This window comes from Vicinamibacterales bacterium (assembly GCA_036504215.1).
Lineage (GTDB): Bacteria > Acidobacteriota > Vicinamibacteria > Vicinamibacterales > Fen-181 > FEN-299.
On sequence record DASXVO010000046.1, the window covers coordinates 19,653 to 37,424 of the forward strand.

The window sequence follows — 17,772 nt, forward strand, 5'->3', positions numbered from 1 at the left end:
GTCCCCCTCGCCGTTCCTGTGTTCCTGTCCTCACAAGCGCTTGGGCCGCAGAAACCACCTGACCCTCCGGCTCCACAAGCCATCTTCAGGGCCGGTGTGGAACTCGTCCGGCTGGACGTGCGGATCGTGGACGATCAGGGATTGCCGGTCAAGGACCTGAGAGCCGAGGAGGTGCAGGTCTTCGAGGGCGCGACCGAACGGCCCGTCGTGCTGTTCCAGCACATCGCCGAGCCCGTGGGCTCGTATCTCGAGGTCGCACGCCGCACGATCGGCGCCGAGGTCTCCACCAACCAGGGGTCGCCCCGCGGCCACCTGTATGTCTTCGTGTTCGATCAGAGTCACATCTCGCCGGGGAACGAGATTCGGGCACGCCAGGCGGTCGACCGCTTCCTGCACACGCGGGTGAAGCCGGGGGATCGGGTGGCCCTGTACGCCCTGCCTGGGCCGGGACCGCAGATTCCGTTCACGAGCAACATCAACATCGCCCTGGCCGAACTGCCGAAGGTGCGGGGAGAGATGGGCCGCCAGGGCTTCAGCGCGGGCGGCAACCTGAGTGACTACGAGGCCTATCAGATCGCCCGCGGCAACGACGCCATGCTGCAGCGCGCCTTGACGCGCGCCAGCGCCGTCAACGCTCCAGGCGCGGACGTTGGCGGTGTCGATGCCACGGCGACGGCAGCCACCCGGACGTCGGGCACCACGATCGACGCGTCGCCAATGGCGATCGAGGTGGCCAGATCCGCCGCCAAAACGGTCATCGCCCGTGCGGACGCTGACACGCATTCGTTCCTCGTGACCCTCTCCGACGTGATTCGACAGTTGGCGGCCATCGAGGGGCGGAAGAGCGTCATCCTGGTGTCGGAGGGCTTCTTCGCCGACAACGTCGCGACTGACGTCGACCGCGTGGCCGCGGCCGCGTCAGAGGCGTACGCGGTCATCTACTCGCTCGACATCAACCGGCGCGGGATCGACTTCAACGCGGAGGCGTCCACCGGTGCCGACCCGTTCATGGAAGTCCAGAGTCGACTCGAGCCGCTCGGCACGCTCGCGGCGGAGACCTCGGGCGAACTCGTTCTCGACGCGTCGGGCCGCGGCGACCAGGTGTTGAACCGCATCGCCACCGCCTCGCAGGACTACTACATCGTCGGCTTCGAACCTCCAGCGGCTGCGTTGAGCGATCGCGAACGCTACCGACGAGTGAAGGTGAAGGTGACGCGACCCGGCGTGCGGGTCGAGACGCGGTCGGGTTACGTGTTGCGGGACCCGGTCGGTGCGGCGGATCGACGCCGGGCGATCGACACGGCGCTCGGTGCGCCGTTCCCGCAGCAGGGGCTGCCCCTGGAGATGACAACCTACGTCATGCGCGGTTCCAGCGTTGGTGCACAGCGCGTCATCATGAGCCTCCAGGCCGACCTTCCGATCGGAACCGATGGAACCGCGAAGCCAGCGGACGTCGTCTTTGTCGCGCGGGATGCGCGGGACGGCCGCGTGCGCGCGAGCGGCACCGACGTGATTGTCCTGCCGCGGGCAGTCACCCCCGGCCAGCGGACGGCGCGCGGACAGTTCCACGTGCAGTTCGATCTGCCCGCCGGGGAGTACCTGATGCGCGCCGCGGTCCGAGAACCTGGCGGGGCCACCGGAACGGTGGATCGACGGTTCGAGGTGCGCGCGCTGGACGGCGTGGACATTACCGCAAGCGATCTGATCATCGGCCGGCGCACCGATGCCCTGCCGGTTCGCGCCCGCAGCTATGTCGCGGAAGGGATTTCGGGCGGGATGGAGATTTACGCCAGGACGCTGACCGATCTCGAAGCCGTGGACGTGACGGTCGACCTCGTGCCTGTGGACGGCGAGGAGGCCGTGCGCTCGGTCAAGGCCGATCTCCTGGACGCTCATCGGATCGGCAACGGCGCCGGCCGCCAGGCTCAGGTCTCGATTCCTCTGGACGGCGTGAAGCCCGGCGACTACGTGGCGCGGGCGCGGGTGCGGGCCCGGGGAGAAACCGTGACCGAGGTGATGCGGCAGGTCGAGGTGGCAGGCGGCGCACCCCCGGCCGGTCCGCCGCCGCCGCCCCCCGAGCGCGTCACGCCGAAGATGATCCTCGGGGGCGATCTGGCCCGGAGGTTCGTCTCGACCGTGGCGAGGACCACCGCCGACCCGGCGCTGAAGGCAGCGGCCGCGCAGGCGGAACTCGGAGCATGGAGCAACGTCTCCGCGGTGCTCGGCCGGGTCCCATCCCCGGCCGTCAAGCCTGCGGAGTATCACGTGCTGCTCGGCCTCGCGCAGTTCGCGGACGAACGGTACGACGCTTCCGCCGAGTCGCTCCAGGCAGCGCTGACTCTCAATCCGAACTCGGCTCCGACGGCGTTTCTGCTTGGCTGGGTTCGTTCGAACGCGGGGAAGTCGTCGGACGCCGTCACAGCCTGGCGCAACGCCGTCCGACTCGACCCGGCGATGACGTCGGCATACCTGGCACTGGCGGACACGTACCTCCGCCTGTCGCACCCGGAGTTGGCCGTGCAGGTGTTGAGGGACGGCCTCAGGGCGCTCCCGACGTCCACCGAACTGCAGAGTAAGCTCGCCTCCGTGGAACACCGCTGATGTTGTGCTCGCTCATCGTCTTGGCCGTGGCCTCGAGCCAGGCGGCCGCGGCCCCTCTGGCTGCGGCCAAGGTCGAAGTGTCTCTGCCCGCCACGATCTCGACGTTCTCTGGCGCTGACCTCCACGGGTTTCCGTGGCGCATGTCATGGTCGCCTGACGGCCGCCAGTTGCACCTCCGCATCGTGCAACGCGACCGGTGGGGCAATGAGAAGGACTGGCACTACGTCGTGACCGTGGGAAACGGGAAACTGGCTCCCGTCGATGCCGAGCCGGGTTGGTCCAGCGCCTACTGGGCCGCCAAGTCCGGCTTCGAGTGCCCCGGGGATCGAGAGATGAAACTGGACATCGAGACGCGCGTCCAGCGAGTGTCGGCCACCAACTCCGGTGCCGGGGGCTCTCTGGCCCAGAATTCCGGCGATCCCTACGGCGCGGGGTCGGAATTGGGTCCCCAGGGCCAGGCGATCGTCCAAAACGCCCAACAGTCGCAGAACGTCACGACCACGACCATGCGCCTGAACGGCCAGATGGTTTCCGAGTTCGTGAACACCCTGCTCCAGGCCGGACTGTTCTACGGCTGGGGACCGGAAGGCCTCGGAGCCCTTGCCTACGCCAACGCCAAGCGGGTGCTGGTGATCATGGATCGACACGGCAAACGGCACGAGGTCTTTGGCACGAAAGGCGTGCTCCTTCCGGCCTGGTCGCCGGACGGAACCCGCCTCGCGTGGATCGAACAGCAGGGCCGCGGCCGATACGCGTTGAAGATCTCCTCGATTTCGAGTCGATAAAGGCGCCGGACCCTTGCCGTAGCCCCGCCGTGACCCAGGGGGGACGCCAAGCGGCCGGAGTGGATCTGTACATTCGAATTCCCCGCACAATTCAGGCCGGAAGCACTGGAATGGATTTGGCAGAGGTATCATGGTTGCGCCGAAGGAACCCTGATCGGAGAGCGCCCAATGATCAACCTGCTGCTGATCCTCGACCTCGTCTTTGGAGCTTCATCTCAGGCCCCGGCGGCGTTCGATGCATCACGTGCGAGCGTGTCTCTTCCAACGGCAATCATCGAGATCGATACCGGTCGCTTGAAGGGTGAGCCGGCGCGCTTGGCGCCTTCCGACGACGGCAGCACGTTCCTGCGAACCGTGGAACGCGATCGCTTCGGGAACGAGCGCGGGAAGAACTACGTCATCAAGCCCAGCGAAAAGGAGTTCGCGGCGGTCGACGAGGAACCACCGTGGGCGGCACTGTACTGGAGCTGGAAATCCGGCCCGTCGGCCCCTGGGCAACCGTCGTTCAAGCTGGACGTCGAGGTCACGCAGGTCGGAAAGCTGGCAACCGGCTCGACCGTCAATACGCCGGACAACCCGTACCGGTCCGACCCATCGCAGTCGCAGGCCGGGAAGGACTGGAGTTCCTACCAGAAGGTCGTGACGACGACCGTGAAGCTGAAGGGGCAGCTGATCTCGCAAACGCAGAACGCGCCCTTTGCACCCGGGATCGGCTTCGGGTGGGCGCCGAATCCGCTCGGCGCCATCGCCTTCGTCGATGCCAAGAAGCGGCTAATCCTGATGGACAGGAACGGCCAGACGAAGGAAGTCGAGGGTGCCAGCAATGTGCTCCTTCCGTGCTGGACATCGGACGGAAAGCGAATCCTCTTCCTCCGGAAGCAGGACAGGAAGAAGTACACGCTCATGGCCGTGGACGTGCAGTAGACCCCGCCCGGAGCCCAGAGCCTATGACTGTCTGTCGCGTTGCCCTGCCCCTCGTCGTCGGCTTCCTCGCCTGCGTTGCGGTCCTTGCGCCGCGCCCGGCGATTCTGTCTGCCCAGGCGCCCCCGCAGACTCAGGCGGTTCCCTCCTTCCGCGGCGGCACGACCGTCGTCGAAGTGGATGTCATCGTCCGCGACAAGAACCACCAGTTCGTGGCCGACCTCCGTGCCAGTGACTTCGAGGTGCTCGACGACGGTGTTCCCCAGGATATCTCGGCGCTCTACCAGGTCATCGGTCCGGGCGAGCAGGCCGCCCCATCGACCGTGGCTCCGCAGGTGCCGTTGCCGGCGCCGCCGCCGCAGCAAGTCCAGCGCGTACTGATCCTGTACTTCGACCAGGCGCACCTCCAGCCTGGCGGATTCGACCGTGCGCGGAAGGCTGCGCTCGGGTTCCTGCAGAAGGAGTTTCGCGAGGGCGATGTCGCCGGCATCGTCAATGGCAGTTCGATGGTGAACAACCGCCTGACCAGTTCGCGCGAGGAACTCGAGGCTGCGGTGCGGGGAATCAAACCATTCCCGGAGGCGTCCGAGGTCCTGCGCGCGCTTCGCACGGCTCCGCGATTCGTGGACATCACCGAGGCGCTGCGGGTCACGCGAAGGGAGCCAGGCTACAACCCCGGCCCCCTGTTGCTCGACGATGTGGTCGCGCGGGCGTGCCGCGATCAGCCCGAATCGTGCCAGGACGCCGCGCACGAGGCCGAAATGAAGGCCACCCAACTCGTGGACCACGCACGCCTCACGGGCAGACAGACGCTCGACACGGTCGCCGCCGTGTCCAACGGCCTTGCGCGGCTGCCGGGTCGCAAGACGCTGATCCTGTTGAGCGACGGATTCTTCACCGAAGACACCTGGGCGGATCTGCGCGGCGTCGTTGGCCGCGCCGCACGTGCATCGGTTCGCATCTACTCCCTCGACACCCGCGGCCTGAACCGCGGATCAGCGGGCAGTGACATCTTCACCAACGCAAACCCTTCGCAACCCGAGATGTCGGCCATGTCGTCGGGCGACACGAACGCCGACGGCCCCAACAGCCTGGCTGTTGACACGGGCGGGTACGTGATTCGCAACGAGAACGACTTCGGCAAGGCGTTCGCGGAGATCGATCGCGACACCAGCAGCTACTACGTCATCGGCTTCCTGACGTCGAAGCCGCCCGACGGGAAATTCCATCAACTGACCGTCAGGACGACGCGAAGCGGCGTGACTGTGCGTGCGCGCAAGGGATATGTGGCGTACACGGACACGGAGGCTTCGAAGGCCGGCGCGGGAGCGTCGCCAGCCGCGCCTGAGAACAAGGTCGCGGCCGCCCCCGCGCCTTCGGCGGCACCGGTACCGCCGGTCACGCCGCTGTCTCCTCCCCCACCCGCTGCCGCGCCAGTCGCAGCCGGCGCCGTTGTCACTGAGCCTGGCGGTAAGGCCATGCCGGGTGCCGTGCGGGCCAAGCCCAGAACCGCGGAGGAGATCGTGTCGATCGGCGGAGGCGCGGTCGCGCCGAAGTCGGAGTCGTCGCTGACCCCGACCCTCAGGAAGCAGGCGTCGGACGGCTGGGAGGCGTATCAGCACGGCGATGTCAGGAAGGCGAAGGCGTTGCTCGCCGACGTCGCAGCACAGCCCGCGGCGCCACCCTGGACGATGTACGTCCTCGGCTGGTCGCACTTGGCGCTCGGCGAGACCGCTCCGGCCGCTGCCAGTTGGGAGAAGGTGCGCGGCGCGGTTCCGCAGTTCGAGCCGGTCTACTTCGATCTGGCCGACGCGTATCAGCAGCAGGGCGACTTCTCGAAGGCCATCGCCGTCCTCCGCGACGCTGAGGGCCGGTGGCCGAAGGACGTCGAGGTCTATAGCGCGCTCGGCGTCATCCAGCTCGCGCGCGGCGCCGTGGACGATGCGATTGCCACGTTCATGAAGGGCGTGACGCTCAACGGCAAGGACGCGAACGTCTGCTACAACCTGGCAAAGACCTACGAGGTTCGGTGGGTCCGGTCGGAACGGCTGCGCAAGATTGGCCCGGGTTCGATCAACCAGTCGTCAGTGCTCGAAGATCGCATGAACGCGATTGCCTACTATCAGAGGGTGGTAGCGCTTGGAGGACCACTGGTCGAGGCGGCAAGGGACGGGCTGAAGAGGCTGGGGCAGGAATAGGATTCAGGGACCAGGATTCAGGATTCAGGATTCAGGGCCGGCCCCGAATCCTGAATCCCGAATCCCGAGTCCTTACTTGAGCGCCTCGAGCATCTTCTGCGCGGCGGCTGCTTCCGGGGCGTTGGGCGCCATCTGGACGAACTTCGCCAGATCGGCCTTTCCGGCCGCCAGCAACTTGTCGCCTTCGGTCGGGTTGTCCGGCCGGAGCGTGGTTCCAAACTGCACGTTGGTCAGGCCGCGATAGTAGTAGGCGTCGGGCGACTCCGGGAAGCGCGCGATCGCCCTCTCGAAGAACGGCAGCGCGTCCTTCGCCTTGTTCTGGTTCATCAGGTTGATCCCGACGTTGACGAACAGCATCGGGTCCTTGACGGCGGCATCGTCGACCGACGCGAGCATGGCCTTGCCTTCTTCAGGATTGCCCACCTGGATCATCTCGGCGCCCGTGAGCAGCTTGACCTCCAGGTTGGTCGGATCCTTCTCGAGGTACTTCTTCAGGTGCTCGATCTCTTTTGCGAAGGCCGTTTTGTCGGTCACGCCCTCAGCGTGATAGGCGCGGGCAATCGCAAGTTCGATCTGGAAGGCCTGTGGGAACTTCGCGAGCAGGTCGGCGTAGACCGCCTGGGCTTCGGCAAACTTCTTCTCGCCGAGGAATCCGGCGGCTTTCTTCATCTCACCGGCGACGATCTGGTTGGGATCCGGCGCCGCCTTCTTCATCACGATGTCCATCGGCGGCTTCGGGGTTATCTGCTCGATGTCGATCGTCACGCGACGGGTCTCAAACCCTTCCTTGACGAAGTCGAGCTGCCAGGCACCGCTGTTGATCCCGCCGATGCCGAATTCGCCCTTCTTGTTGGTCGTGGTGTCTGTCCCGCCGTTGCCTGCGGGAAGATACGCCCTCACCTTGACGCCATCGATCGGCTTGCCGGCCTCGTCCATCACTTTTCCGGCGACACGTCCTGTCCCTCGCCACATCTGTGCCGACGCGGTCCCCGCGACAGCCACCAGGGCGAGCACCGCAAACAGAGCCACAAGTCTCTTCACCATTGCTGACCTTCCGCGAATGAGGATTGCCACCGCTGGGGCCGAAAAAAAGGCCCCTGGGGCGCGAACGCACCCCAGGGGCCAGTCTATCGCAGATCGTTCAGCCCGCGCCAGACCGAGCCGGCGCTCGATCGCTCGATCGATCCAGGCTGAACCGAAGCCCGCCCAGGACGAGTCGAAGGGCTCGCCCTGAGCGGAGTCGAAGGGCTAGAACTGCACGCGGAGACCCAGCCGCAGAATGCGCGGCTGCATGATCTCGCGCACCAGGGTGTAGTTGCCGGACGTGTACTTGTACTCACGTCCGAGCACCGTGGCGTTGTTCGTGATGTTGAAGATGTCAAGGTCGAAGTTGAGGGTGACCTTGCTGATCTTCTGCCGCTTGCCGATGCGGAGGTCGAGAGAGCTGATCGCCGGCAGGCGCGCCATCCCGAAGTCGCTCGGCAGCAACAACGTCTTGCTGGAGCCCAACGCGTCGCTGAAGCCGCCCGACGTCGAGCGGTTCCACGGCATCGGGTAGCCCTGCCGATAGATGAAGTTCGCGCCCAGGTCGACGTCGTACGGCAGCTGGTAGGCGCCGTTGGCGATGATCTGGTACGAGGGCTGCACCATGTAGATCGAGCTCTTGCCCGAGCCGCCGGCCGCCGACACGACGTAGCCGCCGTCGATGTTCGGGTTGGTCAGCGTCGGGGTCGGGTTGAACCGCCCCGCCGGGCTGGCGAAATACTCACGCCACGAGTTCGTCGAGAAGCCGAAGCGGGCCATCCAGTGGCTGGACATCCGCTTGGTCGCCGAAATCTCGAAGCCCTTGTAGACCTGGTTGTAGTCCGGACGCGTCTGGTAGAGACCGCCCTTCGACGGATCGAAGACGATGCCAGACGTCAGGCCGTAGTACGGCACGCTGTAGGTGCCACTCGGCGACCCCGGGACACCGGTCGGCAGGTTCCCGGTCACGTTGCCCTTGAGAGTGTAGTCGCCGCCGTCGATCACGCCGTTGCCGCCATTCTGAATGGTCGGACGCCAGTTGAAGTCCACGATCTTCCGGTAGGTGAAGCTCGCGCTGACCCCGAAGTTCGGGATCAGTTCGTGGTCCACCCCGATGATGATCTCGTGGGTCTTCGGGTTGCCGTAGTTGCCAATCTTGTTGATCGAGGTCGTGCTGATCTTGCTCGGATTGGCCGGGTCGTAGCCCCAGTAGTCGCCGTTGGCGATGTGTGCGGCGTACCCGTACGGACCCGTCCAGAGGAACTCGTTCGGCTGCGCGATGCCGTCGTGGTTCAGGTCCTTCGCGTCGAGGTAGAACCCGCGGTACTGAGCCACCGACATGAAGCTCGCCTGGCCAGCGCCGATCTGCGACGTGAACATCGCATAGGTCGCGCGCAGCTGCGTCTTCCGGTTCTCGGTGACCGAGTACGTGATCCCGACGCGTGGCTGGAGCAGGTTGAAGGTCAGCGCGTTCTCAACACCGGGCGCCGTGACGGACGGCAGGATGTTGTTCACGTTCGCCGGTGCCGCCTCGATGGAGGGGAGAACCGACGCGACCTGGTTGTCGAACCTGACGCCCGCGTTGATCGTCATCCGCTTCAGCGTAATCGTGTCGCCAATGTAGAAGTTCATGTACTTGGCCGACACGTCCGATGCGAACGGCGCGTTGACGTTGACGCCCAGGTTCCCGTCGCCGAGCACGTAGCCCGGCGCGTCGGCCTGGCTGTAGTAGTCCTGGCCATAGACCGACGTGCTGTGGACTTCAGCCTTCCTCCAGCCGAAGCCGAACTTGATTTCGTGGTTTCCCTTGAAATAGTTGCCGTCAACGATGAACGAATCCTGCGGCCGGCTGGTGATGTACGTGCTGGCCGACCCGCGCTGGATCGAGCCCGCATCGATGTACGTGAGGGTGTTGATGCCGCCCTCTGGGATCAGCTGGAACCCGCCCCTGACGTGCGCGTACCGGCCGACGAAGAAGAGCGAGCTCCCGAGGTTATAGTTCACCTCGGCCTTGAACATCCGATTCGGCCCGCCGACGCCGTCCTGGTCCACCGTCGACGGCTGCGACACCGTGGCGCTGGCGTTGCGTCCCCACTTCTTCTTGGCTGCCTGGAAGAACGTGAAGGAGGCGCGGAGCGACTTGGTGAGCTGCGCATTCGTCTTGAGCGACGAGTTCTGGAGGACCGTGCGGTCGGTCGCCGCCGTAACGGACTTGATGATGCGGATGTCCTGGTCGCCGCGCGCGACCCAGAACCACCACTTGTCCTTCAGGATCGGGCCGCCGACGTCACCGCCCCAGTCCTGGAACAGGTGGGTCCGGTCGCCCTTGCCCGTCTTGCCGCCGAGGGAGGCCTTCAGGTCGGCCGGCATGTTCTCGCTCTGCATGCCCTCGGTCGACGCATAGCCCTTCGCGTTCCCGTGGAACGAGTTGGTGCCCGACCGCAGCATGAAGTTCATCTGCACGCCGCCGGTGCCGCTCTTCGGGTCGGAACCGCCGGTGGTGATGCTCATCTCCTGGAACATGTCGAAGTCGAAGTAGAACGGCGACGACAGCGAGGACATGTCGGTAATCGGCATGCCGTCCACGTTCCACGTGGTGTCACCGGATCCGGCGCCCTTGCCCATGAAGCCGGACTGCTGACCGGATTCCGAACCGCCGACGTTCACGCGGTCCATGACGATGCCGGGGACCGACGACATGACGACCCACGGGTCGCGGGCAGTCGGGACGTTCTGCAGTTCCTCGAGGCTGACGCTGGTCGACGTCGTCTGCTTCTTGTTGTCGAGGACCGGCGCTTCGGCCGTGACCACGACTTCTTCCTTCGCACCGGCCACACCCAACTTGATGTTGAGAGGAACCGAGACGCCGGCCGCGACCGGCACTCCTGTGCTCTTCCAGTCGTTGAAGCCGGTGAGCGTCGCCCTCACGTTGTACTTGCCGACCGTGAGGTTCAGGAAGTGAGCCTCACCACGCGCATCCGTCACAGCCGACTGGATCATCTGCCCGGTGAGTTCGACCGTGACGCCCGGCAGGCGGCCGCCGGTGCTGTCTTCAACGGTCAGGTCGATACGGCCCGTGTACTGCTGGGCCGCGGCGGGTGAACCGACGCTGACGAGGGCCGCCACCATGGCAACGACCGCCAGCAACCGTGTGATTCGAAGTCGCATAGCCTCTTGTCCTCCTCAAGAGAAACTCGGGGTCCGATCTCGTACACGAAAACGGCAACTCGGGAGCCAGCTCCTCCTTTCCGTGCAAACCCAGAAATTCGAATTCGTGTGAGCCCAGGAATTCGAATCTATGAGAACGTGACGACGAGAGACTTACCCAGTTCACGCGTATGAGCACAGCCGGTGCCAGATCATCGCCCGATGATTCAGGCGGAAAATACGACTGGAGCCGTGCCGAATCGGTATACAGATCCGGAACACCGGATTTGCGATCCAGCCAACCGGAGATTCAAGTGAGCGGTTCCGGTCAGGCGGACACTGCCATCGACTTTTTCAGCTGAGCCGGAATCATGACAGATTTGATACGGTGGATCAATGGACAAGGAATCCGGAGGCTGGAGCCACGAGTGAGCAGGTGGAAAGTGGACTGAGAGAGTGGGGTGGTCCACAAAAACGCACAATCAGCAGCCGACCCGTCCACTGGTGAGAAGAATCAGACAAAAAAAGGGGCGCGACACGCCGCGCCCCACTTCGACTCCTGAATTCCGTTCCTAGAACTCGAGCCTCGCGCCAATGCGGAACTGGAACGGCGCCTGAATCTGCGGCGGGTTGCCGCCGAGTACGCTCGTCGTCGGCTGGCCGAAATTCGGATTGGCGGATCCGAACGTCGACTCCACCCACGTGTCGTAGCCGAGCACCGTCTTCCGGTTGATCAGGTTGAAGACGTCCATCATCAACACGACGTGACGGGTCCCGCTCAGCCGCAGCGTGTAGTCGACGTGCGCATTGACATCGGTCTGGAACGGCGCCCGATCCTTGAATCCATCGACCGTCTGAATCCCCGACCCTCGCGGCCCGGTTGGAATCTCGCCGCCGTTCTGGTAGTTCGGGTTGGGGTTGGCCGCCAGCCCGGTCAGCGGCGCGCCCGAACCGAGGAACACGCCGGCGCCGACGTTCAGGCCCATCGGGAACGAGTAGTTGCCGTAGACCTTGATCTGGTGCGGACGGTCGAGCGGCAACGGGCCTTCGCCGAGGCTTCCCAGATAGCGTACGTCACCCTTGTAGCCGAACTGAGGAACGCCAATCGCGGTGTAGCTCGGGTCGTTGGTCGGGAAGTCGTAGAGGGACGTGATGCCGGGATCGGACTGCCCGTTGTCGTCCCGGTAGAAGCCCTCATAGGTACCCCACAGGCGCGACCAGCGATACGACGCCTGCATCGACCAGTTCCTGGAGAACCGGCGGTCGACAGTGAGCTCCACCGCATCGTAACGATGGACGGGACTCTCGAACGCCGCGCCGAGACCGCCGGCGGTTGTCGTGCTCGGCCCCGGATTGGTCAGCACGTAGTCCACGCTCGCGGCTCCAGGAAGCCCGAGATCGGCTGCCACGATCGGGAACGGCTGGACGTCCTCGAGCACCCGCGGGATGGTGCGGTGCACGTAGCGCACGCCAACGCTCATGCTCGGCATCAACTGGTGCTCGAACCCCGCGATGAACTCCTGCATGTAGCTCATCTTGACGTTCGGGTCGATGACGTCCGCACCGGCTCCGGCGATCGAGTAGTGGGTCGCCGTCTGCTGGCCGACGGGACCGGCGAGGGTGCCGTTCGGGATCGGCTGGGTCAGGTTGGCATCGAAGTAGTCCGCGCCGATGCCCGCATCTGCCGACAGCGCACGGGCGGCCAGGTCGTTGGGCACCCGCGCGTAGAAGATCCCGTAACTGCCGTAGATCTTGCTGCGGCCGTCACCCACCATGTCGTAGGTCACGCCGACTCTCGGAGCCCAGTTCTTGTTCAACTTGAAGTCCTGGACCAGCGTTCCCGACATCGTCTCCTGTTCGTACCGCAGTCCCGGCTTGATCGTGAGCCGGTTCCCGACCTTCCAGGTGTCTTCAACGAAGAACGCGGCGTAGTTCTGCGTCGTCTTTCTCGCCGTGTTCAGGTTCGCCCTGGTGACCCGGTAGATCTTCCCGAAGTTGGGATCCGCCAGGATCTGGATCTGCGCGCCGGTCGCCGTCGTGTCACCAACCGGAGTGACGAAGGTCGGGCCGGTGCGCTGGTTGATCTGGTCGTAATTGAGGTGTTCGAACATCCCGCCGTACCGAATCTGGTGATCGCCGAGGATGTTGGTGGCGGTGGCCTTGTACTGGTAGGCCTTGCTCTGGTTCCCTGCCTCGTAGCTGCCGATGCCGCCACTCGTGATATTCGGAACCACGGTGCGATCCTGCACTCTCCAGGTGTTGACCGACGGTGTCTCCTGGATCTGGTTCAACGCGTGTCCGAACGACGCTTCCACCAGGAACCGGGGCGAGATGACGCCGTTGTAGTGGACCGACTGGTTGTGACCACCGTACTTCGTGATCTCGCTGAAACCCGATGTCGTCGTCCCCAGCAGGGCGCTGGTGCGCTGCGGCCCGTTCGGGGCGTTCGCCGGGTCGCCGAACACCGAGACGTCGAGGCGATGATTCGACGTGGCCTGGTACGTGCCCTTGGCCGCGTAGGAATACACGCGGCGCAGGCGATCCAACGGGCCGAGGGCTGCCAGCGGGAAGTCGAAGTTCACGCCGTCGGTCTTGTTCTGCGGCGCGGTGAGCGTCGTGCGTTCCCAGCTCGGATCGAACGCACCGAAGAAGAAGAGCCGGTCGCGCATCACGGGACCACCGACCGTGACGCCCGCGTCACTGAGCTCGGTCGAGTCGGTGTTCACCGTGCCGTTGGCCGTCTGCACCTGCGTGAAGTTCCCTTCGAGACGACTCGGGCGGGCGTACCCGAACACGCTCCCGGCCAGCTTGTTCGAGCCGCTCTTGGTGATCACGTTGACCACGCCGCCGGTGGACTGGCCGTACTCGGCCTCGTAGCCGCCCGTCTTCACCTGCACTTCCTGCATGAAGTCGTACGGCGTGCCGTTGCCGAGCGATCCGAAGATGATCGAGTAGGAGCCGAGCGCACCGTACCCGCCGTTGGTGATGTTCACACCATCGACGATGTACTGGTTCTCGAGGCCGCTGGCGCCGCTGATCGACGGGTTGGCGGTTCCGACCGACCCACCGGTGCTCACGCCTGGTGCGATGTACAGCGTGTCGCTGAATCGGCGTCCAATCGGCACACGTTCGAGTAGTTGACTGTCGAGCGCAGCACCGATCGTCGTCGTCGAGGTGTCGACGACCGGCGTCGTGCCGCTCACGTTGACGGTTTCGTTCAGACCGCCCACCTGCATCGTGAGCGACAGGTCGACCGTCTGGCCCAGGCGCAGCATCACCGCGCCCTGCTCAACGGTCTTGAATCCCTGAAGTTCGGCCCGGACCGTGTACTGGCCGGGCGTGAGATACGACAGTTGGTAGCGACCGTCGGCGCCGGTGACCGCGGTCTTCGCACCTTGCGGACCGGTTGCGACGACGCTCACGCCGGGCACCGGAAGGCCCTGGCCGTCCACGATGCGGCCCGCAATGGTGGCCGTGGTCTGCGCGAAGAGGGCCGGGGCGCCGGCCATCAGCAGAACTGCTGCTAGCACGAGTGTTCGGGGGCGCATTCTCTCCAACTCCTTGTTTGGTGTCCGTCGTTGCTCAGTTGAGCATCGAACTCATCACGATCGCACGCGAGGAAGTCCTCGTATCGGTGTGCGTGGAGTTCGCCAGTAGCTTTGCAACCTTCGGACCGTTTTGGCGACACCTGGCGTCGATGGAGGCGACCGGTGGCGCAATCGGGCTGAGTGCGGGAAGATAGCAGAATGCGCCTGAAAACGCGCAATTCGTCGCGGCTGTGCTTGGCCACACCAGGGCTGCGCGGATGAGTTTTCGACGAGGCGCGCGATCCAGCAATCGGGATCGAGGAATCCGAAACCGGAGATCGCGACGATAGGTCGCCTGGTCTCGGCGGGCGGTGTGGCCTCGGCGTATGATGTCTCGCATGGTCTCGTCGGCACGAATCACCTCGACGGTAGTTGCGAGCTTCGTCTGTCTTGCCACAGCGTTGAGCCTCTTCCATATGGACGCAGATCTGTCCGCAACCGCCCCCCAGGTGCCACAGGGCTCGGGCCTCACCGACGTCCCGGGCATCAAGGTCGGCCATCACACGCTGACCGAGCGCCTCACCGGCTGCACCGTCGTCCTCGCCGAGGCCGGCGCCGTCGGCGGCGTGGATGTGCGCGGTTCGGCGCCAGGAACGCGCGAAACGGATCTGCTGAATCCCGTCAACCTCGTCGATCGCGTGAATGCGGTGGTGCTGGCCGGCGGCAGCGCGTTCGGCCTCGACGCTGCGACGGGCGTCGTCCGGTACCTCGATGAACGCGGCGTGGGGTTTCCGACTCAGTACGGCAAGGTCCCAATCGTCCCTGCGGCGATCCTGTTCGATCTCAATGTGGGCGACGCGAAGATCCGGCCAACGGCCGACTGCGGGTACCGCGCCGCCGCGGGCGCGACGACCGGACCTATCGTCGAAGGCAACGTCGGCGCCGGTGCGGGGGCCACGGTCGGCAAGCTTGCAGGCAATGAGCGAGCGATGAAGGGCGGGATTGGCACCGCCTCGATCACCATGCCGGATGGCCTCATCGTGGCTGCGCTCGTCGTGGTGAATGCCGCCGGCGACGTGATCGATCCCCTGAATGGAACCGTGATCGCCGGCGCACGCACGCCTGATGGTCAGGGCCTCGCCGATGCGCGGCAACTGCTGCGGTCCGGCGCCCTCAGTCCGCGCACGCCGCTCGGAGGGAATACCACGATCGGTGTTGTGGCCACCAACGCGTTGCTGACGAAGGCACAGGCCACGAAGGTTGCACAGATGGCGCACGACGGCGTGGCGCGCGCGGTCTCGCCCGCCCACACGCCGTTCGACGGCGACACGATCTTCACGCTGGCGACCGGCGCGAGGCCCGGCGCGACGGACCTTCTCGTCGTCGGTGCGCTGGCCGCCGAGGTGACATCTCAGGCCATCGTGCGCGCCGTCCGGGCCGCACGGGGAATCCCGGGATACCCGTGCGCGTCCGACCTCGCGAAGCGGAGGTAGCGGCGGCCTGCCATGAGAGGCGCCTGGCATCCCCTGCTCGTCCGCTGTGCACGGCTTCGGCCGCGGGCTGAAGACGCGGAAGAGACCGACCGCCTGGCGAAGGCCTGCGACGACTGGGACGACCTCATCCGCCAGGCCGAACTGCACGGCTTGACGCCGCTCGTACGCCGGCATCTCGACGCCGCGGATGCGCATCTCCCGAAGCGGGTCGCACGTGCGCTCGGCGCCTGCACGGCGCGGCACCGGCTCACCAACGAGGTGCGCTTCCGCGTGCTCGGCCAGATCCTGCGCATCCTCGAATCGGCGCGCATCCCCGTCGTCGTCCTCAAGGGGCCGTCGCTGGCGGCGCTGGTGTACGGCGACGTCGGTCTGCGTCCGATGCGCGACCTCGATCTCCTGGTGCCGAGACGTGACGCGGATCGCGCGCAGAGCGTCCTCCAGCAGCACGACTTCGCGATCGTCGAGGAGTGTCGCGGAGCAGTGCCGCTGGATCACCACCTGACGCCGCTGTCCACCGAGAGCGAGGGCGTCCACGTGGTCGTCGAGATCCATCGGCAGGTTTTCGGCGACATCAACCGGGCGACGCTGGAGCTCGAAGAGACGGCACACGAGGAGTGGCTGACGTTCGACGCCCACGGCATGCGCGCGCGGGCCCTCGGCCCCGCGCAGATGCTGTGGCACCTCTGCCATCATCTGGTCGATTTGTATCAACCAATCCGCCTGATTTCGGTGGTGGATGTGGTCGCCTCGGCAGAACGGTTTGCGGAGGTCCTCGACTGGCGCCGGATCGCCAACGACTACCCGGTTGTCGCCGGCACGCTGGCGCTCCTCGACGAGTTGGTGCCGCTGCCTCCGTCCGTCGCACCGCACGCGCGGGCGAGAAGACCGGGACGGTCGCGCGACGTGGGCGTGGACTACACTGGATGGCCGCGCCGGATCGCCCGCGCCGGCTGCGCGGGCCGACTGACGGACCGCGTCAGGGACACCCTGCGGCCTCCGGAGTGGTGGCTCCGGCTGTACTATGATGCTGACGTGGCGGCCAGCCGCTGGCGGCTGATGCTGCGCCACGCCCGCGCCATCTGCGGCGCCGCCGCGCGCCGCGTCAAGGCCCGCGCATCGACTTCGCTATGAATCATCCACAGCGCGTGAAGGACTACCGCATCGAGCAACTCGACGATGAGTTGTTGCTGTATCACCCGGGACGCACGACAACGCTGTACTGCAACGACACAGCAGCGTTGATCTGGCAGTTGTGCGACGGCACGCGCACGGTTGACGAGATCGTGGACTTGCTGACGGAGCAGTACCCGGAGGAGCCCGTGGCGGAGGACGTGGGGTTGACGCTCGAGGCGTTCGAGGAGCACGGGGCGATCAGCTACGTCTGACGGAGGCCGGTGGCTGATGGCCACTCGCCACCAGCCCTTGCCGCGCCGAGAGCCTTCTACACCGGCAGCAGCGTCAGGGAGAAGGTCACCGTCGCCGAGATCGCGCCTCCGTTGGCCGTGGCGACCAGGTGCACGGCCTGCGTCGGCCCGACACCTTTCTGCCGAAGGGTTGGCACGGCCTGGAGCGCGTGAAACCTTCCAGAATAGGTGCCCGATCCATTGGTGATGCCGGTGACGGACGGGATGATCCCCTGCACGACGTCCACCTGGATCAGCGCCGCTTCCGGTGAAGACACCGTCACAGAGACCCCGGGAGTTGGCGGCGTAGTGGCCACGACGAACGGCTGCTGGGTCGCACCGGGCGAGATCACCGTGGACGCGGTTGGCGTGGTGAACGCCAGCGTGAACGTGCCGGATGACTGCGCGTGGACCGGGATCTCGACGCTATCGACAACGGGACGGGTCCAGCGCTCGGGCAGCGCGCGCGTGGCCGCCGCACCGCCTGCGATCGTCAGCGCACGCAACAGGTTCCGCCGAGAGACGCTCTTGGCATCTTCGTCCATGGGCACGGCCTCCTGGGGTCCAGACGGAGTATACACACCTCAGCCGTTGTCCACAATGACGGGCGAGTCTGGTGTCGCTTCCCTCCTCTCCAGCCGCTGATGTGCCGATAAGCTGGAAAAAGCCCGGTT

11 protein-coding genes are annotated in these 17,772 nt (G+C 65.6%); 7 read left to right on the forward strand and 4 right to left on the reverse strand.

The genetic code is table 11. The features are described 5' to 3' along the window. Positions 1-96 precede the first annotated feature (96 nt). The 4 genes from VGK32_13470 (at position 97) to VGK32_13485 (ending at position 6,505) form a co-directional block, all read left to right on the forward strand. On the forward strand, positions 97-2,601 hold the full coding sequence (locus VGK32_13470; protein HEY3382778.1) for a VWA domain-containing protein: 2,505 nt from the start codon (positions 97-99) through the stop codon (positions 2,599-2,601). Continuing rightward, positions 2,601-3,386, forward strand: a complete 786-nt coding sequence (locus VGK32_13475; GenBank protein ID HEY3382779.1) for a hypothetical protein — start codon at positions 2,601-2,603, stop codon at positions 3,384-3,386. The genes VGK32_13470 and VGK32_13475 overlap by 1 nt, the downstream gene beginning before the upstream one ends. A gap of 168 nt (positions 3,387-3,554) precedes the next feature. Continuing rightward, a complete protein-coding gene (locus VGK32_13480) occupies positions 3,555-4,310 on the forward strand; it encodes a hypothetical protein (protein HEY3382780.1) in 756 nt (251 codons plus the stop codon). Positions 4,311-4,333: 23 nt separating this feature from the next. Continuing rightward, complete coding sequence (locus VGK32_13485) at positions 4,334-6,505, forward strand: VWA domain-containing protein (GenBank protein ID HEY3382781.1); 2,172 nt, start codon at positions 4,334-4,336, stop codon at positions 6,503-6,505. A 72-nt stretch (positions 6,506-6,577) separates the two neighbouring features. On the opposite strand, the gene VGK32_13490 is transcribed toward VGK32_13485, so the two are convergent. From VGK32_13490 to VGK32_13500, 3 genes are all read right to left on the reverse strand, one after another. Beyond that, positions 6,578-7,549, reverse strand: coding sequence for a carboxypeptidase regulatory-like domain-containing protein (locus VGK32_13490; GenBank protein ID HEY3382782.1), 972 nt, complete (start codon positions 7,547-7,549; stop codon positions 6,578-6,580). A gap of 204 nt (positions 7,550-7,753) precedes the next feature. Continuing rightward, positions 7,754-10,696, reverse strand: coding sequence for a carboxypeptidase regulatory-like domain-containing protein (locus tag VGK32_13495; protein ID HEY3382783.1), 2,943 nt, complete (start codon positions 10,694-10,696; stop codon positions 7,754-7,756). Positions 10,697-11,247: 551 nt separating this feature from the next. Then, entirely contained in the window at positions 11,248-14,223 is a 2,976-nt protein-coding gene (locus VGK32_13500; GenBank protein HEY3382784.1) for a TonB-dependent receptor, read from the reverse strand. 455 nt (positions 14,224-14,678) lie between these two features. Between VGK32_13500 and VGK32_13505 the strand changes: the two genes are divergently transcribed. From VGK32_13505 to VGK32_13515, 3 genes are read left to right on the forward strand one after another with little or no spacing between them, the layout of a single operon-like run. After that, positions 14,679-15,695 (forward strand): P1 family peptidase, encoded by a 1,017-nt coding sequence (locus VGK32_13505; protein HEY3382785.1) that lies wholly within the window; start codon positions 14,679-14,681, stop codon positions 15,693-15,695. 12 nt (positions 15,696-15,707) lie between these two features. Further along, positions 15,708-16,826, forward strand: a complete 1,119-nt coding sequence (locus tag VGK32_13510) for a nucleotidyltransferase family protein (GenBank protein HEY3382786.1) — start codon at positions 15,708-15,710, stop codon at positions 16,824-16,826. After that, positions 16,823-17,080: a PqqD family protein gene (locus VGK32_13515; GenBank protein HEY3382787.1), complete on the forward strand. Its 258-nt coding sequence runs from the start codon at positions 16,823-16,825 to the stop codon at positions 17,078-17,080. Before VGK32_13510 ends, VGK32_13515 begins: the two co-directional genes overlap by 4 nt. Before the next feature lie 56 nt (positions 17,081-17,136). Here VGK32_13515 and VGK32_13520 read toward each other — a convergent pair whose 3' ends face one another. Further along, on the reverse strand, positions 17,137-17,643 hold the full coding sequence (locus VGK32_13520; GenBank protein ID HEY3382788.1) for a twin-arginine translocation signal domain-containing protein: 507 nt from the start codon (positions 17,641-17,643) through the stop codon (positions 17,137-17,139). Positions 17,644-17,772 lie beyond the last annotated feature (129 nt).